The organism is Agromyces excoecariae (genome assembly GCF_051715505.1).
In the GTDB taxonomy this organism is placed as follows: domain Bacteria; phylum Actinomycetota; class Actinomycetes; order Actinomycetales; family Microbacteriaceae; genus Agromyces.
Window position 1 is genome coordinate 1 of record NZ_JBPSLA010000009.1, and the last position, 21,084, is coordinate 21,084.

A 21,084-nucleotide genomic window follows, 5' to 3' on the forward strand; every position below is an offset into this window, starting at 1 on the left:
CGATGGTCGGCGCGACGTGGGGGCGCCGACCGGCGGACATGCCCGCGCACGGAGCACCCGCCCACTGAGACCGGCGGACGACGAAGGGCGCCCTCCGCGGAGGGCGCCCTTCGTCGTCCGGTCTCGGCGTGCGCTCAGCCGCAGTCGGGCCGGCACGTGCGCTGCGAGAGCGCATCGACGAGCACGGTCCCGAGGTCCTCCGGCTTGGTCGCCGAGTACGCGCCGCCCTTGGTCGCCTTGGCGATCTTCTGCATGGCGTCGAGATCGGTGTCGGGGCCGAAGCCGATCATGATCACGGCGACGGGCTTGGTCGGGTCCTCGAGCTTCTTGAGCTCGCCGAGCAGCTGGTCGAGGCTGATGCCGTTCTCATCCTCGTTCCTGCCGTCGGTGATGACGAGCACCGAGTTGACCTTGTCGGGGTCGTACGACTCCTGGACCCGCTTGAAGGCGGCGAGCGTCGTGTCGTAGAGACCCGTGGCCCCGCCGAGACGGGCCGGAAGGGACCCGATGATCTGCTGGATCTGCTGCGTGTGCGACGCGTCGGCGAGCGGAGCGATCGGCGAGAGGTCCTCGTAGTCGAGATCGCCGTTGCGCGCCGTCGAGAACACCCAGACGCCGAGCTCGACCTCGCCCGAGAACTTCGACATCGCGCCGACCGCGGCCTGCTGGAAGATGTCGATGCGACGCAGGCCGTTCTCCGCCGGCTCCTCCATGGAACCGGAGACGTCGATCACGGCGAGCATGCGCGACCGGAGCGTCAGGACGCCCCAGGAGCGGAGGATCTCGATCTGGGCCGCGGCATCGAGTTCGGTCTGGGTGGGCGGTGCGGTCGCGGCCACGCCCGGCGAGTCGACCTCGCCCGTGCCGTCAGGGGCCCGGAAGCCCGCCTCGAGGAAGTGCTCGGTCGCCGTTCCGAGCGCGGCCTCGAAGCCGTCGAGGCTCGCGGAATCGGCCTTGCCGATGCGCACGAACGGGTAGTCGAGCGCGATCGTGCCCTCTTCCGGATACGCCGCCACGAGCGGCTCGGCCGACGCATCGGCGTTGTGCGCGGCGACGCTCGCCTCGCTCGTCAGCACGACGGTCGGCGTGGCGGCCGAGGCGACCGTCGACATCGCGGCGTCTGCCGAGGCCGGGATCGACTTCCCGAGCGCGATCAGCGCGCCGGCGAACTGTCGCGGGTCGTCGGGCGAGGACTGCCCCTTCAATGCGTAGAGGCTCGCGAGGCTCGCCGCGGATGCCTCGGGGTCGGGCAGGAGCGCGGGGAGCGTGCCGTTCAGCACGCGCGCCCAGCTCACGGGCTCGGCCGCGAGCTCCTGCGCCTCGCTGGCCGGAGCGGCGAAGACGACCGGCGAGGTCGCGACGGACTCGCCGATGGCGACGTCCGGCTCGCCGATCCCGAGCGACGCAGCGGTCGACGCGGTCCGCGTGAGCCAGCTGCTCGAGTCGGGCACCCACGCGTCGGCCGACAGGGTGCCGGACGCGAGCTCGGCGGCGGTGTCGGCGGAGTCCTGCGCGCGCACCGAGGTCTCGACGCATCGCTTCGGGTCGGCGTCGAAGTCGGCGGCGAGCTCCGCGATCGCCGGGGCGATCGAGGTGTCGGCGACGATCGAGAGCTCGTCGATCTCCTCGCACGCGGGCTCGCCTGCGGCGGCGAAGATCGGGTTGAGGTGACCTCCGACCCAGAGGTAGACGCCGGACGCGACGATGCCGATGACGGCCACCCCGGCGACGATGGACAGGATGAATCTGCGGCTCGGCGCCTTCGCCGGAGCCGCGACGCTATGACGTCCCACGGGCACTCCAAGCCGACCGGCACTGTCGGGGTGCGCCGATCCCAGTCTGAACGGGTTCCCCCGTTCAGGGGGAAGGGTGCTGCCAGTGTAGGCGAACGTGAGCGATCGGCGAATTCTGTCCCCACTCGGCCGCGCGAACCACACCGCGCCCGCATCTGCAACCCCTGTTCGCGGATCCGCGGCGTGCGATTGAGTGACCCCAACTGACGAAGGGACGTGCGAACGTGGACACCAGCACCACCATCTGGATCGTCGTGGGCATCATCGCCCTACTGGTCGTGGTCGTGGCGATCGTGCTCGTCGCGACCGCCGGCCGCCGGCGCGAGGCCCGCGCCGAAGCCCAGCGCGCCCACGCCGCGGAGATCCGCGAGCAGGCCGCGCAGACCGATCGCGAGGCGCGCGAGCGCGAGGCGAAGGCGATGCAGGCGGACGCCGCGGCCAAGGCCGCCGAGGCCGACGCCGCCCGCGCCCAGCTCGAGGCCGAACGGCTGGCCGAGTCCAGTCGCGAGCATCGCGACGAGGCCGCCGAGCTGCGCGACACGCAGGCGGAGCAGGAGCGGCGCGCGATGGAGGTCGACCCCGATGCCGCTTCGTCGGCCGCCCCGGCCCGCGATGCGGACGGAACGCCGGCGGCCGCTCCGGCCGCGGCGGCACCCGCCGACCACGCGACGGCGGCCGAGGCCGACCGGGTCGACGCCGACCGCGCCGACGCCCACCGGGCCGAGACCGACCGGGCCGACGCCGAACGGGCGCGCGCCGACGCGGCCGCGCCGGACGCCGAGGCCGACCACGCCGAGCCCCTCACCTACCCGCCGGCCGAGCCGGCCGCCGCGCCGCGCGACGAGGCGGCGCACACCGCACGACACGCCCGCGACGCCTGACGCACCGCCCGGGCCCGACTCCGACGGCGCGCTAGCCCCCCGGCTCGCCGTCGGAGTCCGGATCGTGCGGGGCGTCGCCCTCCTCCGAGCCGTCCGCATCGGGCGGCTCGAGCGATGCCAGCTCCTCGTCGAGGCCGTCGGAGGCCCTCGACCAGTCGGTGGTCAGGACCTCCTCGGCGCCGCGGGTGAGCTCCACGAGTTCACCCAGCAGTTCGGCCGGCGTTGAGGCTCGCAGCAGCCGGACCTGGTCGAGCGGCGTGAGCGGTGCGATGCCCGCCAGCTGCCAGGCGGATCGGATCGGGTCGTCCGCGAGCTCGATGTCGGCGTCCCACGGCAGCTCGACGAACTCGCTTGCGCGTGAGATCGTCCGACGCACGACCGTCTCGGCCTCGGCCCGCAGCGGATCGAGGGCGTCGTCCCATTCGAGCTCCGGCAGGTCGCGCACGATCGCGGCGGGATGGGGGTCGTCATCGAGCCACTCGACGACCTCGATCCGCCGTCCGCCCTGCGCGATCACGGCGAGGTCGCCCTCGGTCGCACCGAGTTCGGTGATCCGCGCGACCGTCCCGATCCCGAATCGTCGCTGCGCCTCGCTGCCGGCCGCTTCGCGTCCGCTCTCGATGAGGACGACGCCGAACTCCGCCGGCTTCTCGGAGAGCACGCGCGACATCATGACGAGGTATCGCTCCTCGAACACGCGGAGGGCGAGGGGCATGTGCGGGAAGAGCACGCTGCCGAGCGGGAACATCGCGAACGGTCCCATAGGCCGAGTGAAGCACCGTTCCGCTGGGAACGGGACGTGGATTCGCCGCGACTACTTCACGAGGCGCGAGAGGACGCGATCGGCGAGCGGACTGCCTCCGGTCTGGCAGGTCGGGCAGTACTGGAAGGTCGAGTCGTGGAACTCGACCTGGCGGATCGTGTCGCCGCACACCGGGCACGCCTGCCCAGTGCGCCCGTGCACGCGCAGGTGACGACGCTTGGCATCCTTCAGCTCGGCCGCGGGCTTGCCGGATGCCTCGGCGAGCGCCTCGCCGAGCGTGCCGCGCATCGCGGCGAACAGGCGCTCGACCTCGGCCGCGTCGAGGGTCGCCGCGATCTTGTAGGGCGACATCTTGGCAGCATGGAGGATCTCGTCGGAGTAGGCGTTGCCGATCCCGGCGAGCACGGACTGGTCGCGGAGGAGCCCCTTGATTCGCGTGCGTCGAGCGCCGAGGATCTCGGCGAACCGCTCGAGGGTGAAGTCGTCGGCCATCGGATCGGGGCCGAGTCGCGCGATGCCCGGCACCTCGGCCGGGTCTCGCACCACGTACACCGCGAGCGACTTCTTCGTGCCGGCCTCGGTGAGGTCGAAGCCCGACCCGTCGTCGAGCCGGACGCGCAACGCGATCGGCGAACGCCCCGGCCGGAGCACGGTCGCGGGAAGCTCGTCGTACCAACGAAGCCAACCGGCTCGGGCGAGATGGAACACGAGGTGCAAGGGCCGGTCGGCGGACTCCCCCGCCGAGGCATCCGCCCCGCTCGAGCGGACGTCGAGGAACTTTCCGTGCCGCTCGACCGCGGTGATGGGACGACCCTCGATCGCGTGGAGGGGCGGATCGAAGGTCTTCAGCGCGGCGATCGCGGCCACGCGGGCGGACGTGATCGCGTGCCCGACCGTGCGCTCGGCGAGGAACTCGGCGAGCGCCTCGACCTCGGGCATCTCGGGCACCCGTCCATGCTCGCATCCGCGGCCGACATCCGCGACGGTCGCGGATCAGCCCACGGGTTCGACGGTTCCGGCGCTCGCCTGGGAGTCGGTGGCATCCAGTGCACGCATCGCGTCGATCATCTCGGGGGTCAGCTGCAGTCCGCCGACGCCGTTCGCGGAGCGCATGAGCCGTTCGAGCCACGAACGGTCGAGCGCGGCCGGGTCCTCGGCGTCGTAGCGCACGACGAGCGGCATCGACGGGTGGACGAGCACGTCGTCGCGTCGCCCGTCGGGTGCGATCCATCCGAGGAGCACGGGCTCATGGACTCGGAGCTTGGCGATGAGGACGGCGTGCAGGTGGGCGAGCACGGCGTCGGGGAGGTCGATCCGCGTGATGCGGCCGACGTGGAGCATTCCCAACGAGCGAGGGTCCTTCCGGGCATGGCGGTGGAACGGGTCAGGCCGTCGATCGCCCGGGGGTCCCGGGACGCCCGCGTGGTCGAACTCCGCGCGGTGACCGACGGCCTGTCGCGGGCTTCGGGGACCCGCGCAGTCAGTCTCACCGACGGCTCCCGGATCGCGGGAGGGACTTGACACGGGCCCTCGGCCCGTGCTGCGGCGGCGGTGACGTCAGCCGGCGCGATGCGCCGCATCGAGCAGCGCCGTGAGCTCGTCTCGCAGGCGCTCGAGCCGCTCGATGGGGTAGCCGAGGCGTGCGACGACCTCGCCGGGCACCGCGAGCGCGCGTTCCCGCAGGGCGTCGCCGTCGGCGGTGAGCGCGATGTCGACGGCCCGCTCATCGGCGGTGCTGCGCCGCCGGGTGACGAGCCCGAGGGACTCGAGCCGCCCGACGAGCGGGCTCGCGGTCGCCGGCTCGAGGTGGAGGCGATCGGCGATCTCGCGGAGCCGCAGCGGGCTCTCCTCCCAGAGCGCGAGCATGACGAGGTACTGCGGATGCGTGAGACCGAGCGGCTCGAGGGACGGCCGGTAGAGCCGGACGACCTCGCGGCTCGTCGCCGCGAGCGCGAAGCAGAGCTGTCGGTCGAGCTCGAGCGGATCCGTCATGTCCCCAAGAATAGTCTGTACACTAATCATTCGTGCACGAACAGAAATTGCCGAACCCCTGGAAGGGCGTCCCCGGGTTCTGGTCACGGGTCAACCAGTTCCTCTACCCCGTCGCGGGGCCCGCGCAGGTCGGGATCGGCCGCCCCGAGGCGCCCTCCGTGCCGCCGGCCGACCCGACGTGCCCGCTGTGCGGGGCCCTGATGGCCGAGCACCGCATCGACCGCGGGGATGCCACGACGCCGACGCACCTGCACTGCCCCGAGCCGTCCGTCTGACGCTTCCCGTCGAGCCGCCCCGGTCGGGATCCGCGGAGTCGCACCGCCGGGTCGGGCTCAGGTGTCGGCGCCGTCGGTGCAGCGCACCTGGTCGATCCAGCCGAACTCCCGGTCGTCGTTCCCGAAGACCATGGGAACGGCCTCGTCGGCGTGGACGTCCGAGACCAGTCGGGTCTCGCTCTCCTCGGCGACCCACGACTCGGCGTCGTCGTTGAAGACGATGGTCACCTCGAGCGTGTCGCAGTCGGACTCGGTGAACAGCGCCATCTGCCAGCAGCCCTCGACGAAGCCGATCGCGCAGTCGGCGTCGTAGCGACCGTCCGAGTACGCCTCGAGGGCCGACGGGAACTCGTAACCGGTCTCGTACGACTCGTATCGCTCGACCTCGCCGACGGGCGTTCCCGGCCCGTCCGGCTCCGCCGTCTCGGCCGATTCGGCGACGGCCTTCGCCGTGACGTCGCGGACGAGTCCGAACAGGCCGATGCCGCCGGCGACGAGCGCGACGACGAGCACCACGCCGCCGGCCACGATCCCGGCGATCGCTCCGCCCGAGAGCCCACGCCGCGTCGGCGTCGACGCGACTGCGTCCGCGGTCGGCGAGGCGAGTTCCGCGACGAGCACGGCGCGGGCGCGGCCGAGCGTGTCGCGCCACGCCTCCGCCGCCCGACGACCGTCGGGGTCCGGGTACCGCGACGGATGCCGCAGCCAGAGCTCGCGCTGGTAGGCGGCGTCGACCAGTTCGATGGTGAGCGGCTCCTCGGCGGGGATCGAGAGGACGGCACGGGCGGCGTTCGGGTCCACAGCGCGATCATAGGCAGCCCGCCGTCGCGCGGCATGCCATGGAGACGTGCTCGCGGCATCCGGAACGCGATCGAGATGTCGGCATGCGCTCGCCGATGCTGGCCACGGCCGACCACCGCGCGATAGCGTGACCGCGACGCCGCGCCTCGGCGGCCGATGGAGGACGGAGCACGATATGGCGACTCGACCCGGCGGCGTGACCCTGGTCGCGGTTCTGGCATGGATCTCGGGACTGCTGCAGATCATCGGCGGCGTCCTCACACTGACGGGCGGAGGAGCGGCCGCCACCGGGTGGACGCAGGTGGTGATCGGCGCGATCACGTTCCTCGTCAGCCTCGGACTCTTCCGCGGCAGCAACGGAGCGCGCATCCTCGTCACCATCGTGTTCGTGCTGAACCTGGCCACGGCGGTGTGGGCGATGATCGCGGTCCCGGCGGTGTTCTGGCCCGCGCTCGTCGCGGCGCTCGTGGCGCTCATCGGCCTCCTGCTGCTGTACACGCGCGCGGCGAACGAGTTCTTCCGCAGCTGATCCGCGGACGCATGCCGTTCGGTGCATGCGCTCCCGAATAGGGTTGCCGGATGCTCCGTCGACTCGTCTCCCGCATCTACTGGGCCCTCAGCAGGTGGTCCCTCGCGGGCGACCCGGCCCCGGGTCGGCCGTCGGTGCTGATCGGCGCCCCGCATACGTCGAACTGGGACTTCGTGCTCATGCTCGCGATCGCATGGCACTACGGCATCGACGTGCGCTGGCTCGGCAAGAAGAGCCTGTTCCGAGGTTGGCGGGGACCGATGATGCGCGGGCTGGGCGGCATCCCGGTCGACCGCGAGGACCCGAGTCGGGTCGTCGGCGAGGTCGTCGATCGAATCCGCGCGGGCGAGGTGTTCGGCCTCGTCGTGACCCCCGACGGCACGCGCGGCTCGAACGCGTACTGGAAGTCCGGCTTCTACCGCATCGCGCGGGAGACCGGCATGCCCGTCACGTTGGGGTTCGTCGACCGCACGACCATGACGACGGGCCTCGGACCGACGTTCGAACTGTCGGGGAACGTGGCGTCCGACATGGACCGCATCCGAGCCTTCTACGCCGACAAGGCGGGCGTGCGGCCCGAGCTGCGGACCGAACCGCGCCTGCGGAACGAGCCGACCGACGACGCGACCGCCGGCCTCGCCTGAGTCTGCGCCACCGTCGCGACGCGACGGCGTCCGGCGCCGGAGGTCCTACTCCTCGAGCCGGAACCCGACCTTCAGGGTGACCTGGTAGTGCGCCACGCCGCCGTCCTCGACGACGCCGCGTGTCGAGACGACCTCGAACCAGTCGACGTGACGCAGCGTCGAGGTGGCTCGTGCGATGGCGTTGCGGATCGCGGTGTCGGTGCCGTCGGGCGAACTCCCGACGATCTCGGTGACGCGGTAGACGTGATCGCTCATGTGCTTCGGCTCCCCCTCCCGCACCGGCGCGGGTTGCCTCGACCCTAGCCCGATCCCCCGACCGCCGACAGGTCGCGGTCGGGGTGCCGCCGACCGGCCGCGCGACCTACCCGATCGAGAAGTCGAGCGCGTCGTCGGCGACGGCGATCACCGACCACGCGCCGCCATCCGCGTCGGTGAACTGGTACGCCGGGACCACGAGCACGCTGCCGTCGGGCTGCCATTGGCTCGCGAGCCCGAGTCGCGCCTCGACGATCTCGACGTCGTTCACCGGCCACGAGAGCGCCGTGCCCGGCGAGGGCACCGCGGGCGGCTCGGTCGGCGGCACCCACTCGGCGATCTCGTCGCCCGCCGACGCCTGCTCGCGCATCGCGAACGGCATGATCGTCATCTGCGCACCGAAACGCGGGTCCGAGAGCCGCTCGAACGCCTCCTGCTCGCTCACCACCGGGTAGTCCCCGAGCGGCACCAGCTCGGCGAGCGCGCCGTACGCGCTGTACAGGCCGTCGTCCGTCACCTCGACCGACCAGCCGGTGTCGACGCGATGTCCGGCGACGACGGGCCACGCGGTCGCCGTCCGGGTGACCGCCCCCTCCCAGGTCTCCGAGGAGAACTCGTACGATCCGGGATCACGGCCCGCGTCGGCGAGGAGCCCCCGGAGCGCGTCGATCGCGACCTGCTCGCTCGGGATGTCCCCCGACGGCTCGCACACGTCCGCGCCCTCCTCGCAGACCCACGGGTCCAGTCCGGGGTTCGAATACGAGAAGCTCATCGTGCCGTCGAGCGACACCCAGAGCGTCGGGGCGGTGCCGTCCTGCGGCCCCACCGTCCAGGCCCCATCGGCGAGCACCGGCTCCCCGTCGACGCCGAGCGCGCGGGCCAGTTCCGCGATCGTGGCCGGGTCGGATGCCGCGGGCGCATCGAACGCGTACGCGGCAGCCGTGCCGCCGGCGGTGGACAGCCCGCTCGCACGGAACGCGTTGCGTCCGGAGCCGTACGGGTACGACAGGCCGGAGGCGCCCGCCCCGGTCATCCGCTGGTCGGCCGCTCCCGGCGCGACGGCGGCGCCCTCGGTGGTGCCCGCGCCGGCCGGACCCTGGAGCGAGATCGGCGGGGCGGCCGCATCCGCGAGGTTCGACGACGGTCCGGCGGCCGCGCCGACGCCGTACCCCACGGCGCCGACGACCAGGAGCGAGGCCGCGACGGCGGCGACCGGAAGCCAGCGCGGGCGTCGGCGCGTCCGCTCGGCCGCCAGATCGGCGACCGCCGGAGGGGCGGATGCCGCGGCATCCCCCGACCCGGTCGCGGCGGAGGAGGCGATCGACGGCGACGCTGCACCCGCGACCTCGGCCGCGGCGCGCGCGACGACCTCGTCGGCGAAGCCGGCACGCGGCTCGACGCCGTCGGCCGGATCGGCGGCCCGCAGCTCGTCGATCGGATCGCGGCGTTCCTCGCGCTCGCCCATGTCGCCCACCTCGTTCGTGTTCCTGCCGGACTGTCTCACCCTGCATGTGTCCCGCGGCGGCCGGACCTTGCACGCATCAGAACGACGTGCGATCACCCCACGCCTCGCGGAGGCGCTTCCGGGCCCGTGAGAGCGCGGCATCCGCCCCCGATCTCGAGATGCCGAGCACCTGGGCGAGCTCCTCGCCGTCGAGGCCCTCCCACGCGTGCAAGAGGATGATCCGCCGGTCGCGCTCGCCGACGCTCTCCAGCGCGCCGCGGAGCTCCGCATCGAACAGGGCGCTGAGCTCGGGGTCGTCGCCGACACGCGAGCTGCCCGCGTCGGGCACGTGCTCGACGGGGACGTCGACGATCTTCCGGCGATGGTTGGCGAGCGTGAACCCCGCGGTGCGGTAGAGCCACGGCAGCACCGCGCCTCGTGGCACGTCGTCGCGGCGGCGCCACGCGGTCGCGAACACGTCGGCGGCGAGATCCTCCGCGTCCTGCCGGGGTCCGCGTCGCGCGAAGTACTTCACCAGCGCGCGCGAATGCTCGCGCACGACCCCGGTGAACCAGGCCAGGTCGTCGTCTTCCGCCGGCCCCGCGGGCGGCTCGGCCGCATCGGGCATCGCCACCCCCCTGGTCGTGTCGGCGTCTGCGGCGTCGGTGCTGGCGATCCTCACGCCCTGCCTGTGTCGCGACTCGTGCGAGTCTTGCACGCGACGCCGATCGGCGTAGCCTCTGAGCAGCATCCGCCTCCAGCGGGTCCCCGGAGGAAGGGGCACGGTGACATGGCCATCAAGGTGATCGTCGAGATGAAGGCCCGGCCCGGCCGGCGGGACGAACTCAGGGGCCTGCTCGACGACCTCGTCGCCACGCGCGGGCGAGGGCGACGCGGGTTCCTCGGCAGCGCCCGCTACGGGGCGCTCGACGACCCCGACCTGCTCGTCGAGATCGCCGACTGGGACTCGGTCGAGGCTCGCATGGAGCACCTGGAGGAGGCGATGGCCACGAACGCCTTCGGGCCGTTGGCGGAGCTCATGGCCGAGCCGTTCCGGGTGACCGTGGTCAGCCCGCTCGAGTGACGTCGGCCGTCATCGCACGCCTCGCAGGCTCGGTCTCTCCGCGTCCGTCCTCGACCGGTGGCCGTGGGCCGCAGCAGAGGCGCGCCTCGATCAGTACTCCCCCTTGATCACGAAGAACGAACCGCGGATCTCGCCCGCGAGCTTCGAGCGCTGCCTGGCGAACTTGAACTTCGCGGCGAGCTCCGCCGGCACCTCCATGCCCTGCGCGAGCTTGAAGCCCACCGCGCGCTTGCCGCCGTGGGCGAGCGTGTACATCACGTTGAGCGCGAGGCCCGACTCGTAGAACACGTACGAGAAGCGGATGCCGCCGGCCTCGAACTCGGTCGCCTCGAGCGGCCGTGAGGCGATCACCAGGTCGCGCTCGGCGAGGATGCGGTTCACCCGGTCGATGACCCCTGGAAGGCCCTCCGCGGGCTCGACGGCGAACGCGTGAGCGAACCTGTTGGTGATGTAGCGGGCCTCGTTGGCGCGGAGACCGGCGAGCGCATGGGCGACCGGCGACGACTCGAGGCCGCCCGTCGAGACCTCCCTGAAGTCGACGAGGTACGTCATCGGTGCCTTCCTCTCATCCGGGCCTCCGCAGTCTACGGCGGGCCCCCGGATGGGGCCTATCCGCGAGGGGACGGCAGTCGTAGGGTGTGCCGCAGTTCCACTCGTGGCCGTTCGAACGGCGAGAGAGGGGTGCGACGATGAGCACGACATGGCGGAATGCCGTCCGCGCAGGCTTGGCCGGAGGCGCGATCATCGCCCTCCTGCTCGGAGGCGGCGCGGCGCTCGCGGCCCCGGGAGGCAACTCGGGAGGCAAGCCCGGCGGCAACGCGGGCGGCAGCGGATGGGCCGTGGCGGGCGGCGACCGGGAGAACACGCGGTACGCGGCATCCGAGAAGAAGATCTCTGCGACGAACGTCGACGGGCTCTCCGCCAGATGGGTGTTCACGACCGAAGGCAACGTCTCGGCGACGCCCGCCGTCGACGCGACGCGGGTGTACGTCCCCGACGGAGACGGCAACCTGTACGCCGTCGATCGCGCGACCGGCCAGCAGGTGTGGTCCGCGAAGATCAGCTCGTACACCGGCGTCCCGGGCGATACATCCGTCGCGACGCCGGCGGTGACCGACACCGCCCTCGTCTTCGGGAACCAGGGCCCGTTCGGCGGCGGCGGCGGCGAGGTGCTCGCGGTCGACAAGGCCACCGGCGAACTGCTGTGGAGCACGGAGGTCGAGGACCACCCCACGGCGATGATCACGCAATCGGCGACGGTGTTCGACGGTGTCGTGTACGTGGGTACCGACTCGATCGAGCCCTACTACGCCGGGGTGCTCCCGGACTACCCCTGCTGCAGCTTCCGCGGGAGCCTCGTCGCGCTCGACCTCGCGACCGGTGCGCTCCTCTGGAAGACCTACATGGCGGACGTGGGCTACCCGGGGGCGCCCGTGCGTGGAAGCTCGCCGGCGATCGACGCCAAGCGCAAGTCGGTCTACATCGCGACCGGCAGCAACTCCGACCTGCCGGACGACGTGCTCTCCTGCGTGGAGGCGGCGGGCGAGGACGAGAGCGCCCAACGTGCCTGCATACCGGCCGCCGACCTGTTCGACTCCATCGTCGCCCTCGACCTCGGGACCGGAGCGATCAAGTGGGTCACTCGGACGCTGGGGTTCGACGCGTGGAACTTCGCGTGCATCCCCGGTCTCGGTGACGGCGTCAACTGCCCCGAGCCGCACGGCCCAGGTCATGACTTCGCGCAGGCGCCGATGCTCTTCACGGCGAAGTCCGGCCGAGCCAAGGGTGTGGAGACCCTCGGCGTCGGCCAGGAGAGCGGGTGGTTCTGGGCACTCGATCCCGCGACCGGCGCCATCCGGTGGATCACCCAGGCGGGCCCCGACGGCACGTTCGGCGGCCTGGAGTGGGGATCGGCCACCGACGGGACGCGGGTCTACACGGCGAACGCCAACAGCAACCAGATCGACTACCTGTCGAACACCGATGGGGTGTGGAGCGCACTGGACGCCGTGACCGGCCAGATCCTGTGGCAGACCAGGCCGACGTACGGGGGATCGACCGCCGGACCGGTGACGACGGCGAACGGCGTCGTGTTCGGGTGCGCGCTCGACGCGCAGGGCCACATGTACGCGCTGAACGCGGCGACCGGCGAGGTGCTCTGGGCGTTCGCGAGCGGCGGGTCCTGCATCTCGGGCGCGGCGATCTCGAACGGGACCGTGTACTGGGGATCCGGGTACGACTACCTCGGACTCGGCATGCCGAACAACAAGCTGTACGCGTTCGGTCTCGGCTGACGGTCGAGCCATCTCCCGCCGGTACGAACCGGCGGGAGGATCGTGGGGGCGTCAGCGCATGGCCGGAGCGGCGAGGAACGCCCGCACGCGCGACATGAGAAGTGCGGATGCCTCGGGGTCGTAGGCGTCGAGCGAGGCGTCGGCGAACAGGTGCTCGTCGCCCGGATAGAGGAACAGCTCGGCGTCGGCCGTCGAGGCGACGAGTTCGCGCGCGGCGGGCAGGTCCTCCTCGAAGAACTCGTCGCCCTCCTTGCCGTGGACCTGCACCGGCACGCCCTCCGGCCAGGCCTCGCCGAACTCGGAGACGGGAATGCAGGAGTAGAGCAGCAGTGCCCCGCGGGCGCCGGGCCGCGTCTGCGCGAGCGCCTGCGCGATCGTCACGCCGAAGGAGAAGCCGGCGTAGACGAGCGCGGGCCCGAGTCCTTCGGCGGCGGCCCTGCCGCGCTCCCGGATCGCATCTAGGCCCACCTCGCGCGCGAACGCGAAGCCGTCCTCGATGCTGCCGAACGTGCGGCCGCCGAACAGGTCGGGCACGTGCACCGTGTGGCCGTCCTGTCGCAGCTCGTCGGCGAACGAGCGCACCCCGTCGGTCAGGCCCTGGATGTGGTGGTACAGCAGGACTTCAGCCATGTCAGCGGTCCTCTCGTCTGAATGATCGACTCTTTTCGAACATTCCGCGATGCTAGTCTGATCGATCATGGCGGACAACCCCCCCGACTACGAGCTGGCGGATCGCATCGTGTTGAACCGGCCGGCCCAGGTGCAGGCCATCGGCCATCCGCTCCGCACGACGATCCTCCAGCTCCTCCACGAGCGGGCGGCGACCGTCACCGAGCTCGCGACCGCCGTCGGGCGCCCCAAGAGCACGGTCGCGCACCACGTCGAGGTCCTCACCCGGAACGACCTGCTCCGAGTGGTGCGCACGAGGAAGGTGCGCGCGATCGAGGAGCGCTTCTACGGGCGGACCGCCCGCATGTTCACGATCGCGCTCGAGCATCCGTCGGGCGACCACGCCGCGACGGGCGACTTCAACGACTTCGAGGTGGCGGCGCGTGAATCCGCAGCGGCATTCGAAGGCGGCAGGCTGTGGGGATTCATCCGGCACGCCCGGATCTCGGAGGAGCAGGCCTCGACGTTCTGGGAACGGATGGCCGAGCTGGTCGACGAGTTCGACCGGATGCCCCGCGCGGGCGACACCACGTACGGATTCGCCATCGGCATCTACCCGACAGACCACCCGAGGCTGCCGCCGGCAGATCTCAGCCGCTCCATGGGTCGATGACGTCGATACCGGTGTCGGCGAAGTCCTTCACGTTCCGCGTCGCGCACGCCGCGCCGTTGGCGAGGCAGATCGCCGCGATCTGGGCATCGGCCGTACTGATCGGCCGTCCCGCATGCTCACGATCCAGCAGAACGTCCGCGTAGCGGTGTGCCGCGCGCTCGTCGAAGGAGAGAACGGACCGGGAATCCCGATACGGCTGCAGCGCCGCATCGATTGCCATGTCGAGTTCGCTCCGACGCCTGCCATCGGGAAGGCGGCGGACCCCGGCGAGCAGTTCGGCGAGGGTGATCGTCGTGATGGCGACCTCGCCGGTCAGGGTTCCCAGCCACGAGACGACGCGAGCATCGGGCTGCGGCCGGAAGAACTCCGAGATCACATTGGTGTCGAGGACGATCACTCGAAGTCCACAGCTCTCGCTTCGTCCTCGCGGCCCGGCACCACGAGATCGTGGACGCCACCGATGACGCGCGCCGCCTCGAACAATGCGATGCCGATATGCGGACGGCTGACCGCGCGGCTGAGGATGTCACGAACCTCGGCTTCCATCGAGCGCCCGTGCTCGCGAGCCAGACGCGCGAGTTGGAGCTTGACGGCGTCATCGAGACCTCGGACGACGATCGATGCCATCCTGACCACCCCCTGATTGATATCAGCCATGATATCAATCAGCCGATCATGTAGACCATGCCGCGACCGTCGACCGCGAGACCTGCGACGAACTCGAGCGCACTGCGCAGGTAGCGGCCCACGTAGTCATCGGCGTCCGGGTCGGCAGCAGCCCCCACACCCGTTGTTCGACGCTCGGACTCCGCCGTGATCAGCCGTTCGAGGTCGTCGCGGATCGCCACCACTTCTTCCGGCACGATCGTCCGAATCCAGGCATCCCAGCCGGCCGAATGATGAGTGACGCGCCCCTCGAACATCCGGAACGCGGCACGAGGAGGGTCCCCGATCGCTTCGGGCGCCGTCATCGCCTGCAGCACCGACCATGCCTTGTCGAGGTACAACATGTCGCGGCGCGAGGTGGTCTGCACGAACGTCGGGATGCCGACCGAGGCGTAGGGTTGCATGCCCCAGGCATCGGCCAGCGGATCGTCCGAGAGGACTCGGTGCGGTTCGTCGATCGCCGTTTGTGTGTCAGCGGCGTCGAACGCGTATGCGTAGTACCTGATTCCCATGCACGCATGGTCGCCCGGGGACAGAGCTCCGCGCGGGGATACCGCCCGAATCCGAGGAGGAATCGGGCCGCCTGGCCGTTGTGGAGGGATCTGCCATCCTGGGCACGCGCGGCGCAGTACGATGCGGGTGATGGACTCCGTTCACGGTTGAGGGAGGGCCCGTGTACCAGTTCCTGATCTTCCTCCACGTGCTGGGCGTGGTCGTCTTCGCCCTCGGGCACGGCACCTCGATCGCCGTGGCCTTCCGGGTCCGGAAGGAGCAGGAGCATCCACGCATCGCCGCGATGCTCGACGTCTCGTCGTGGAGCATGGGACTGATGTACGCGGGCCTGCTGCTCACGATCATCACCGGCATCGTGCTCGGCTTCGTCGGCGGCTACTGGGGCAGCTGGTGGCTGTGGGTCTCGATCGTGCTGCTGGTGCTCGTGATGGGTGCGATGTACGGCATCGCGAGCCCGGGCTTCCGCCGCCTGCGCTTCGCGACGGGAGCGAAGATGGACGAGCGCTCGCGCGCGAAGGCCGCCGAGCTCGGTGCCGACGGCGTCGTCGAGTCACTGGCCACCTCGTGGCGTCCCACGGCGCTCGCACTCATCGGCGGCATCGGTCTCGTCGTCATCCTGTGGCTCATGGTCGCGCGCCCTGCCTGACGGCGCGGGCGCCTCGGCCCGGCCTCAGACGTTGAAGCGGAACTCCACCACGTCGCCGTCCTGCATGACGTAGTCCTTGCCCTCCATGCGGGCCTTGCCCTTCGCCCGCGCCTCGGCGACCGACCCGGTCTCGACGAGGTCGTCGAACGAGATGACCTCGGCCTTGATGAAGCCCTTCTCGAAGTCGGTGTGGATGACGCCGGCCGCCTGCGGGGCCTTCCAGCCCTTGTGGATGGTCCAGGCTCGCGACTCCTTGGGGCCGGCGGTGAGGTAGGTCTGGAGGCCCAGCGTGTCGAAGCCGACGCGGGCGAGCTGGTCGAGGCCCGACTCCTCCTGGCCGGTCGAGGCGAGCAGCTCCGCGGCGTCCGCCGGATCGAGGTCGATGAGCTCCGACTCGATCTTCGCGTCGAGGAAGACCGCCTCGGCGGGCGCGACCAGGGCGGCGAGCTCCGCCTTGCGGGCGGCATCCGTCAGCACCGCCTCGTCGACGTTGAAGACGTAGATGAACGGCTTCGCGGTGAGCAGGCCGAGCTCCGCGATCGGTGCGATGTCGACCTTCGAGGCCGACAGCGGGGTGCCCTTCTGGAGCTCCTCCTGCGCCTCCTTGGCCGCGGCGAGCACCGAGGGGTCGAGCTTCCTGCCCTTGACCTCCTTCTCGTAGCGCGTGATGGCGCGCTCGAGCGTCTCGAGGTCGGCGAGGATCAGCTCGGCGTTGATCGTCTCCATGTCGTTCTTGGGGTCGACCTTGCCGTCGACGTGCACGACGTCGGAGTCCTCGAAGCCGCGCACCACCTGTGCGATCGCGTCGGCCTCGCGGATGTTGGCGAGGAACTTGTTGCCGAGGCCCTCGCCCTCGGACGCGCCCTTCACGATGCCCGCGATGTCGACGAACGACACGGCCGCGGGCAGGATGCGCTCTGAGCCGAAGATGCCGGCGAGCGTCTCGAGTCGCGGGTCGGGCAGGTTCACCACGCCGATGTTCGGCTCGATCGTCGCGAACGGGTAGTTCGCCGCGAGCACCGTGTTCTTGGTGAGGGCGTTGAAGAGGGTCGACTTGCCGACGTTCGGGAGTCCGACGATTCCGATGGTGAGTGCCACGGGCGACCAGTCTACCGGGGCAGGGGCACGGGTCCGGTCGCCGCGGGCCCCGCGACCTCCCCGTCCTGACGGGGGACCTCGCCGCCGACCAGGTCGACACCGGCCGGCTCCGCGGGCGCGGGCCTCGCCGGCCGCACGCGGACCGTCAGGTAGACGCCCACGAGCACGACCGCGCCGCCGATGATCGCGGCCGGGTCGATGGGCCGGCCGAGCAGCAGCGCGATGATCACCGTGAACACCGGCAGCAGGTTGAGGAACACCCCGGCCCGCGCGGGCCCGACGCTCGCCGACCCGGCGTTCCAGAGCGCGTATCCCGCGACCGACGGCAGCAGGACGATATAGGCGACGGCGAGCGTTCCGCCGAGGTCGGATGGCGCGGTGAGCCCGGTCACGGCGATCACCGGCAGCATCGTGACCGTGGCGAAGACGGCCTGCAGCGCGGTCGCGGTGATCGGCGGCGTCGTGAGGCGGCGCGCGATGATCGAGTACACGGTCCACGCGATCACGGCGCCCAGTACGAAGAGGTCGCCGACCCCGAAGCCCTGCGCGAACGCCGCCAGCGGGTTCCCGCCGGTCAGCACGACCGCGACCCCGACGAACGCGAGGACGATCCCGAGGCCCTGCGTCCGCGACATCCGCTCGCCCAGCAGGACCGCCGCGGCGAGCGCGATCGTCGCCGGGTTGATCGCGCTGATGACGGATGCCGTCACCGATCCCGTCATGCCGATGCCGGCGTAGAGCAGCAGCGCGTACCCGGTCAGGCCGAAGACCGACTGCAGGAGGTGCCAGCGCCACTCGCGGGCCGCGGCCCGCCAGTCGGGCCGCTCCGCGATCCACGCCACGAGGAGCAGCGGGAGCGCCGCGAGCGACCACCGCCAGAAGGTCAGCGACACCGGGTCGACCTGGTCCGCGATGATCGCGGAGAAGACGAAGTTGCCCGCCCAGAAGAGGTTGGCGAGGGAGAGCAGCAGGAACGCGCGGCGACGTGGCACCGGGGAATGCTACGTCCTCGGCGACCATGCGGACGAACGGAGCCCGATCCCGGAGTGCGCCGACCGGTTCGGGGCGCGCGCTCCGGCCGTCGGTGCGGGTTCGGTGCAAACCCTGAGGCGGCCCCGACGGCCGCGACGTAGCCTCTCCTCCGCGGGCGCCCACTCGGGCGCCCGGATGTCTGTACGGCGACCACGCCGTCGAAGGGGGAACGGATGCCGCAGGACGGTCGCGTCGTCGCGGAGGGAGCCGCCGCGGCGCAGCTGCAGGCCGAGCTCACGCCGATCGTGACGGTCGGGTCGATCGCGACGCTGACGGTGCGGCTGGTGCGAGCGGACGCCGCGTCCGCGACCGGTCGGGGCGCGCCGGCACCGGTCGACGGCGAGGAGACCGGCCCGATGGCGGCCGACGGCACGGTCACCATCACGGTGGTGCCCCGGGGCCTGCGGTTCGTCATCGGCGGACGGCGCAGCCGGCAGGTGCGACTCCCGGCCGCGGCCGCGGCGGAGGCGCGCTTCGCGATGATCGCCGTCGACCGCGGACCTGCCGAGGTCTCCGTGCTCGTGCGCGGCGACGGCGAACTGCCGCTCGCGACCGCCCGGCTCACGAGCGAGGTCGTCGACTCCGACGACCACGGCCAGGCCGGTCTCGCCCGCGCATCCTCCCGGATCAGCGCGGCCGATCCGCTGCTCGCCTGCCGTCCCACGCTGCGCGTCGACGAGGAGGTCGCGCGAGGCCGCTCCATCCTCCACGTCGCCCTGTGCGTGGGCGGCGAGACGCACCGGTTCCGGATCCGGCTCGCCGACAAGGCGCGCGTCGTCTCGGACGTGCGTGCGTCGCTCGCACGGGCGAAGGAGTCCGGCGCCGGGCTGCCGTCCCCCGAGCGCGCCGACGTGGTGGAGCGCGCCCTCCGGGCGGTCGGCGCGCGCCTCGCCGACCTCCTGCTCGATCGACGCGCCCGCGAGCTGCTCTGGGCGCACCGGGCGAGGCTCGACGGCCTCGTCCTGCAGACCACCGGCGAGACCGAACTGCCGTGGGAGCTGCTCGTCGTCCGCCGTCCCGGCGCCGCCCCGGTCGACGGCGACCCGTTCCTCGGGCAGTTCGGCCTCACCCGCTGGCTGTACGACGCAGCGGCGCCGTCGGCGGTCCGGCTGTCGGCGACGGATGCCGCGAGCGTCCGACCCGCGACGGCGATCGCCTCGGCATCCGTCGTGGCCCTCGGTTCGGGCGGAGCGGGCGCGGCCGACGGAGGCGCCGCGGCCGCGATGCGCAACGGCGCAGGGGTCGTCGTGGAGTGCGGCGGCAGCGGCGGCCGAGCCGTGCTGTCGGAGACCTTCCTCGCGACCTTCTCGGCCGAGCTCGCGGCCGGATCGCCCGTCGACCGGGCCTCTCGTATCGCCAGGGACGCGGCTCGAGCCGGCGGCGAGGCGTGCGCGCTGGCGTACGCGGTCTACGGGCACCCCGACGCGCGAGCGCAGGCGGCCTGATCGCAGGCGCCGCGCGCGCCGACGCTCGGCGGGCGTGCGGCTCCGGCCGCGGTCGGCGCGGTCGCGATCGCCTCAGTTGCGGACCGCTCGGAAGCAGTGCGTCACGTAGGGGATCGCGAGTTCGTCGGCCCCGGCGACCTCGGGATGCGTGACGAGCAGGGTCTCGACGGCGGCGATCACCGTCCGCTGCTCGTCGAGCGGCGCGGTGATCCATCGACTGCGCGACCGCACCAGGTCGAGGAACCTCGCACGCGACATCCGCTGGACCCATGCGACGCGGTGCGACTCGACCGGTCCGAACGGACCCCCGACCCGCACCGTGGAGGCGAACGACGCCGACGGGTCGTCCTGCTCGCGCATGATCTCCCCCGCGGCACGGAGCCAGTCGGGGCTCGGGTCGCGGCGGTTCCAGGCGAGGCCCAGCACGCCGCCGCGGCGGAGCACGCGCGCGATCTCGGGCACGGCGCGCTCCCGCTGGAACCAGTGCCACGCCTGGCCCGCGACGACCGCGTCGAACGCGGCGTCCTCGACGGGGAGCTCCTCCGCGGTGCCGAGGATGCGCGGCACGCCCGGCACACGGACCTCGAGCTCCTCCAGCATCTCCTCGACGGGGTCGACGGCGACGACGTCCCGGTCGAGCGCGACGAGCGACTCCGTCAGCCGACCGGTGCCCGCGCCCAGGTCGAGCACCCGCCCGGCATCGCCGACGAGCCATTCGACGGCCTCCGACGGGTACCCGGGCCGGGCCGCCCCGTAGACGGATGCCACGGCCCCGAACGATCGCGCCGCCCGGCGCAGGTCGGGCTCGGCCGGGTCGGCCACGAGTCCCGGGCGCGCCCCGTTCGCCGTGTCGTCCTCGCCGGACATCGCACCACCCCCGGTTGCCGCCCATCGGACATTCCACGCCCTGCGGGCACGCGCGTCAATGGTGCGGGCCTGCGGCGCGCCGATCGGGCCCCCGGACCGCGTCGGCGGCGCGTGCGAGGATGCCCGCGTGCCAGTGAGCTTCACCGCGATCGACTTCGAGACCGCCAACCCCTCGCCCGCGTCGGCCTGCTCGATCGGACTGGTCAAGGTGGTCGACGGCCGGGTCGTCGCCCGCGAGCACCGGTACATCCGCCCGCCGTTCCCGCACGGCGACTTCTCTCCGTGGAACATCCGGATCCACGGCATCACCCCCGACATGGTCGAACGGGCCGAGGGCTGGGAGGCGCACCTGCCCTTCCTCCGCGAGTTCGCCGGCGACGACTGGCTCGTGGCGCACAATGCGGGGTTCGACATGGGCGTGATCCGAGCGACCTCAGAGGCGATCGGCCTGCCGGTGCCCGACTTCCGGTACGTGTGCAGCCTGCAGGTCGCGCGACGCACCTACCACCTCGAGTCGTACCGACTGACCTCGGCGGCCGCGGCGGCGGGCTTCGACGACTTCGCCCACCACGACGCGCTGGCCGACGCCGAGGCCTGCGCGGCGATCGTCGTGCACGCGGCGAAGCGCCATGAGGTGGGCGACCTCGAACGGCTCGCCCACGTCACGCGGGTGCGGGTCGGGGCGATCGGCGCGGTCGCCTCGCGGGAACGGGCCGCGGCGCACGGGCCGATGGCGCTGCAGTAGTCCGGGCCCTGCTGGCCGGGCCGGTCGCCGCCCTG

The 21,084-nt window shown here is 72.0% G+C and carries 27 protein-coding genes; 10 read left to right on the forward strand and 17 right to left on the reverse strand.

Annotated elements, in window-relative coordinates; translation table 11 throughout:
* Positions 1-134: 134 nt before the first annotated feature.
* Positions 135-1,793: a VWA domain-containing protein gene (locus ACSJD1_RS09405; RefSeq protein ID WP_438855053.1), complete on the reverse strand. Its 1,659-nt coding sequence runs from the start codon at positions 1,791-1,793 to the stop codon at positions 135-137.
* 224 nt (positions 1,794-2,017) lie between these two features.
* On the opposite strand from ACSJD1_RS09405, the gene ACSJD1_RS09410 reads away from it, so the two are divergent.
* A complete protein-coding gene (locus ACSJD1_RS09410) occupies positions 2,018-2,674 on the forward strand; it encodes a hypothetical protein (RefSeq protein ID WP_438855054.1) in 657 nt (218 codons plus the stop codon).
* 31 nt (positions 2,675-2,705) lie between these two features.
* On the opposite strand, the gene ACSJD1_RS09415 is transcribed toward ACSJD1_RS09410, so the two are convergent.
* The 4 genes from ACSJD1_RS09415 to ACSJD1_RS09430 form a co-directional block, all read right to left on the reverse strand.
* Positions 2,706-3,437 (reverse strand): LON peptidase substrate-binding domain-containing protein, encoded by a 732-nt coding sequence (locus ACSJD1_RS09415; RefSeq protein WP_438855055.1) that lies wholly within the window; start codon positions 3,435-3,437, stop codon positions 2,706-2,708.
* Positions 3,438-3,488: 51 nt separating this feature from the next.
* A complete protein-coding gene (locus ACSJD1_RS09420) occupies positions 3,489-4,385 on the reverse strand; it encodes an Fpg/Nei family DNA glycosylase (protein WP_438855056.1) in 897 nt (298 codons plus the stop codon).
* A gap of 45 nt (positions 4,386-4,430) precedes the next feature.
* Positions 4,431-4,778 (reverse strand): DUF7882 family protein, encoded by a 348-nt coding sequence (locus ACSJD1_RS09425; protein ID WP_438855174.1) that lies wholly within the window; start codon positions 4,776-4,778, stop codon positions 4,431-4,433.
* A 216-nt stretch (positions 4,779-4,994) separates the two neighbouring features.
* A complete protein-coding gene (locus ACSJD1_RS09430; protein WP_438855057.1) occupies positions 4,995-5,429 on the reverse strand; it encodes a MarR family winged helix-turn-helix transcriptional regulator in 435 nt (144 codons plus the stop codon).
* 32 nt (positions 5,430-5,461) lie between these two features.
* Between ACSJD1_RS09430 and ACSJD1_RS09435 the strand changes: the two genes are divergently transcribed.
* Positions 5,462-5,704, forward strand: coding sequence for a hypothetical protein (locus ACSJD1_RS09435; RefSeq protein WP_438855058.1), 243 nt, complete (start codon positions 5,462-5,464; stop codon positions 5,702-5,704).
* Between the two features lie 57 nt (positions 5,705-5,761).
* On the opposite strand, the gene ACSJD1_RS09440 is transcribed toward ACSJD1_RS09435, so the two are convergent.
* Positions 5,762-6,505, reverse strand: coding sequence for a hypothetical protein (locus ACSJD1_RS09440; RefSeq protein WP_438855059.1), 744 nt, complete (start codon positions 6,503-6,505; stop codon positions 5,762-5,764).
* Between the two features lie 175 nt (positions 6,506-6,680).
* On the opposite strand from ACSJD1_RS09440, the gene ACSJD1_RS09445 reads away from it, so the two are divergent.
* Positions 6,681-7,034: a hypothetical protein gene (locus tag ACSJD1_RS09445; RefSeq protein WP_438855060.1), complete on the forward strand. Its 354-nt coding sequence runs from the start codon at positions 6,681-6,683 to the stop codon at positions 7,032-7,034.
* A 50-nt stretch (positions 7,035-7,084) separates the two neighbouring features.
* Complete coding sequence (locus tag ACSJD1_RS09450; RefSeq protein WP_438855061.1) at positions 7,085-7,678, forward strand: 1-acyl-sn-glycerol-3-phosphate acyltransferase; 594 nt, start codon at positions 7,085-7,087, stop codon at positions 7,676-7,678.
* A 45-nt stretch (positions 7,679-7,723) separates the two neighbouring features.
* Here ACSJD1_RS09450 and ACSJD1_RS09455 read toward each other — a convergent pair whose 3' ends face one another.
* The 3 genes from ACSJD1_RS09455 to ACSJD1_RS09465 form a co-directional block, all read right to left on the reverse strand.
* Positions 7,724-7,933, reverse strand: coding sequence for a dodecin (locus tag ACSJD1_RS09455; RefSeq protein ID WP_438855062.1), 210 nt, complete (start codon positions 7,931-7,933; stop codon positions 7,724-7,726).
* A 106-nt stretch (positions 7,934-8,039) separates the two neighbouring features.
* Positions 8,040-9,398 (reverse strand): hypothetical protein, encoded by a 1,359-nt coding sequence (locus ACSJD1_RS09460; protein WP_438855063.1) that lies wholly within the window; start codon positions 9,396-9,398, stop codon positions 8,040-8,042.
* Between the two features lie 76 nt (positions 9,399-9,474).
* Positions 9,475-10,059, reverse strand: a complete 585-nt coding sequence (locus ACSJD1_RS09465; RefSeq protein WP_438855064.1) for an RNA polymerase sigma factor — start codon at positions 10,057-10,059, stop codon at positions 9,475-9,477.
* A 108-nt stretch (positions 10,060-10,167) separates the two neighbouring features.
* On the opposite strand from ACSJD1_RS09465, the gene ACSJD1_RS09470 reads away from it, so the two are divergent.
* The gene (locus tag ACSJD1_RS09470; RefSeq protein WP_438855065.1) at positions 10,168-10,461 is read left to right on the forward strand and encodes a putative quinol monooxygenase; all 294 of its coding nucleotides are present in this window, start codon (positions 10,168-10,170) and stop codon (positions 10,459-10,461) included.
* Positions 10,462-10,551: 90 nt separating this feature from the next.
* Here ACSJD1_RS09470 and ACSJD1_RS09475 read toward each other — a convergent pair whose 3' ends face one another.
* The gene (locus ACSJD1_RS09475; protein ID WP_438855066.1) at positions 10,552-11,013 is read right to left on the reverse strand and encodes a phage tail protein; all 462 of its coding nucleotides are present in this window, start codon (positions 11,011-11,013) and stop codon (positions 10,552-10,554) included.
* A 137-nt stretch (positions 11,014-11,150) separates the two neighbouring features.
* On the opposite strand from ACSJD1_RS09475, the gene ACSJD1_RS09480 reads away from it, so the two are divergent.
* Positions 11,151-12,755: an outer membrane protein assembly factor BamB family protein gene (locus ACSJD1_RS09480; protein WP_438855067.1), complete on the forward strand. Its 1,605-nt coding sequence runs from the start codon at positions 11,151-11,153 to the stop codon at positions 12,753-12,755.
* A 51-nt stretch (positions 12,756-12,806) separates the two neighbouring features.
* Here the strand turns inward: ACSJD1_RS09480 and ACSJD1_RS09485 are convergent, their stop codons facing one another.
* Positions 12,807-13,385 carry a dienelactone hydrolase family protein gene (locus ACSJD1_RS09485; protein WP_438855068.1) on the reverse strand — a complete coding sequence of 193 codons (579 nt, stop codon included), beginning with the start codon at positions 13,383-13,385 and terminating at the stop codon, positions 12,807-12,809.
* A 67-nt stretch (positions 13,386-13,452) separates the two neighbouring features.
* Between ACSJD1_RS09485 and ACSJD1_RS09490 the strand changes: the two genes are divergently transcribed.
* Entirely contained in the window at positions 13,453-14,037 is a 585-nt protein-coding gene (locus tag ACSJD1_RS09490) for an ArsR/SmtB family transcription factor (protein ID WP_438855069.1), read from the forward strand.
* On the opposite strand, the gene ACSJD1_RS09495 is transcribed toward ACSJD1_RS09490, so the two are convergent.
* Genes ACSJD1_RS09495 through ACSJD1_RS09505 form a run of 3 tightly spaced genes read right to left on the reverse strand, consistent with a single transcriptional unit; the run spans position 14,015 to position 15,071 of the window.
* Positions 14,015-14,434, reverse strand: coding sequence for a type II toxin-antitoxin system VapC family toxin (locus ACSJD1_RS09495; protein ID WP_438855070.1), 420 nt, complete (start codon positions 14,432-14,434; stop codon positions 14,015-14,017). The genes ACSJD1_RS09490 and ACSJD1_RS09495 overlap by 23 nt on opposite strands.
* The gene (locus tag ACSJD1_RS09500; protein ID WP_438855071.1) at positions 14,431-14,694 is read right to left on the reverse strand and encodes a FitA-like ribbon-helix-helix domain-containing protein; all 264 of its coding nucleotides are present in this window, start codon (positions 14,692-14,694) and stop codon (positions 14,431-14,433) included. The genes ACSJD1_RS09495 and ACSJD1_RS09500 overlap by 4 nt, the downstream gene beginning before the upstream one ends.
* Positions 14,695-14,702: 8 nt before the next feature.
* The gene (locus ACSJD1_RS09505) at positions 14,703-15,071 is read right to left on the reverse strand and encodes a hypothetical protein (protein ID WP_438855072.1); all 369 of its coding nucleotides are present in this window, start codon (positions 15,069-15,071) and stop codon (positions 14,703-14,705) included.
* A gap of 305 nt (positions 15,072-15,376) precedes the next feature.
* Here ACSJD1_RS09505 and ACSJD1_RS09510 point away from each other — a divergent pair, with 305 nt between their 5' ends.
* Complete coding sequence (locus ACSJD1_RS09510; protein ID WP_438855073.1) at positions 15,377-15,862, forward strand: DUF2269 family protein; 486 nt, start codon at positions 15,377-15,379, stop codon at positions 15,860-15,862.
* Between the two features lie 24 nt (positions 15,863-15,886).
* Here the strand turns inward: ACSJD1_RS09510 and ychF are convergent, their stop codons facing one another.
* Positions 15,887-16,960, reverse strand: coding sequence for a redox-regulated ATPase YchF (gene ychF / locus ACSJD1_RS09515; RefSeq protein ID WP_438855074.1), 1,074 nt, complete (start codon positions 16,958-16,960; stop codon positions 15,887-15,889).
* A gap of 11 nt (positions 16,961-16,971) precedes the next feature.
* On the reverse strand, positions 16,972-17,952 hold the full coding sequence (locus tag ACSJD1_RS09520; RefSeq protein ID WP_438855075.1) for a DMT family transporter: 981 nt from the start codon (positions 17,950-17,952) through the stop codon (positions 16,972-16,974).
* A 213-nt stretch (positions 17,953-18,165) separates the two neighbouring features.
* On the opposite strand from ACSJD1_RS09520, the gene ACSJD1_RS09525 reads away from it, so the two are divergent.
* Positions 18,166-19,437, forward strand: a complete 1,272-nt coding sequence (locus ACSJD1_RS09525) for a DUF7363 domain-containing protein (protein WP_438855076.1) — start codon at positions 18,166-18,168, stop codon at positions 19,435-19,437.
* Positions 19,438-19,509: 72 nt separating this feature from the next.
* Here the strand turns inward: ACSJD1_RS09525 and ACSJD1_RS09530 are convergent, their stop codons facing one another.
* Complete coding sequence (locus ACSJD1_RS09530; protein WP_438855077.1) at positions 19,510-20,304, reverse strand: class I SAM-dependent methyltransferase; 795 nt, start codon at positions 20,302-20,304, stop codon at positions 19,510-19,512.
* Positions 20,305-20,431: 127 nt separating this feature from the next.
* On the opposite strand from ACSJD1_RS09530, the gene ACSJD1_RS09535 reads away from it, so the two are divergent.
* Complete coding sequence (locus tag ACSJD1_RS09535) at positions 20,432-21,049, forward strand: exonuclease domain-containing protein (protein ID WP_438855078.1); 618 nt, start codon at positions 20,432-20,434, stop codon at positions 21,047-21,049.
* Positions 21,050-21,084: the final 35 nt, after the last annotated feature.

Coding starts and splice junctions, on each gene's coding strand:
- ACSJD1_RS09415 (WP_438855055.1), bottom strand. CDS start 3,437: ATGGGACCGTTCGCGATGTTCCCGCTCGGCAGCGTGCTCTTCCCGCAC.
- ACSJD1_RS09425 (WP_438855174.1), bottom strand. CDS start 4,778: ATGCTCCACGTCGGCCGCATCACGCGGATCGACCTCCCCGACGCCGTG.
- ACSJD1_RS09430 (WP_438855057.1), bottom strand. CDS start 5,429: ATGACGGATCCGCTCGAGCTCGACCGACAGCTCTGCTTCGCGCTCGCG.
- ACSJD1_RS09445 (WP_438855060.1), top strand. CDS start 6,681: ATGGCGACTCGACCCGGCGGCGTGACCCTGGTCGCGGTTCTGGCATGG.
- ACSJD1_RS09450 (WP_438855061.1), top strand. CDS start 7,085: ATGCTCCGTCGACTCGTCTCCCGCATCTACTGGGCCCTCAGCAGGTGG.
- ACSJD1_RS09455 (WP_438855062.1), bottom strand. CDS start 7,933: ATGAGCGATCACGTCTACCGCGTCACCGAGATCGTCGGGAGTTCGCCC.
- ACSJD1_RS09460 (WP_438855063.1), bottom strand. CDS start 9,398: ATGGGCGAGCGCGAGGAACGCCGCGATCCGATCGACGAGCTGCGGGCC.
- ACSJD1_RS09470 (WP_438855065.1), top strand. CDS start 10,168: ATGGCCATCAAGGTGATCGTCGAGATGAAGGCCCGGCCCGGCCGGCGG.
- ACSJD1_RS09475 (WP_438855066.1), bottom strand. CDS start 11,013: ATGACGTACCTCGTCGACTTCAGGGAGGTCTCGACGGGCGGCCTCGAG.
- ACSJD1_RS09480 (WP_438855067.1), top strand. CDS start 11,151: ATGAGCACGACATGGCGGAATGCCGTCCGCGCAGGCTTGGCCGGAGGC.
- ACSJD1_RS09485 (WP_438855068.1), bottom strand. CDS start 13,385: ATGGCTGAAGTCCTGCTGTACCACCACATCCAGGGCCTGACCGACGGG.
- ACSJD1_RS09490 (WP_438855069.1), top strand. CDS start 13,453: ATGGCGGACAACCCCCCCGACTACGAGCTGGCGGATCGCATCGTGTTG.
- ACSJD1_RS09500 (WP_438855071.1), bottom strand. CDS start 14,694: ATGGCTGATATCAATCAGGGGGTGGTCAGGATGGCATCGATCGTCGTC.
- ACSJD1_RS09525 (WP_438855076.1), top strand. CDS start 18,166: ATGCCGCAGGACGGTCGCGTCGTCGCGGAGGGAGCCGCCGCGGCGCAG.
- ACSJD1_RS09530 (WP_438855077.1), bottom strand. CDS start 20,304: ATGTCCGGCGAGGACGACACGGCGAACGGGGCGCGCCCGGGACTCGTG.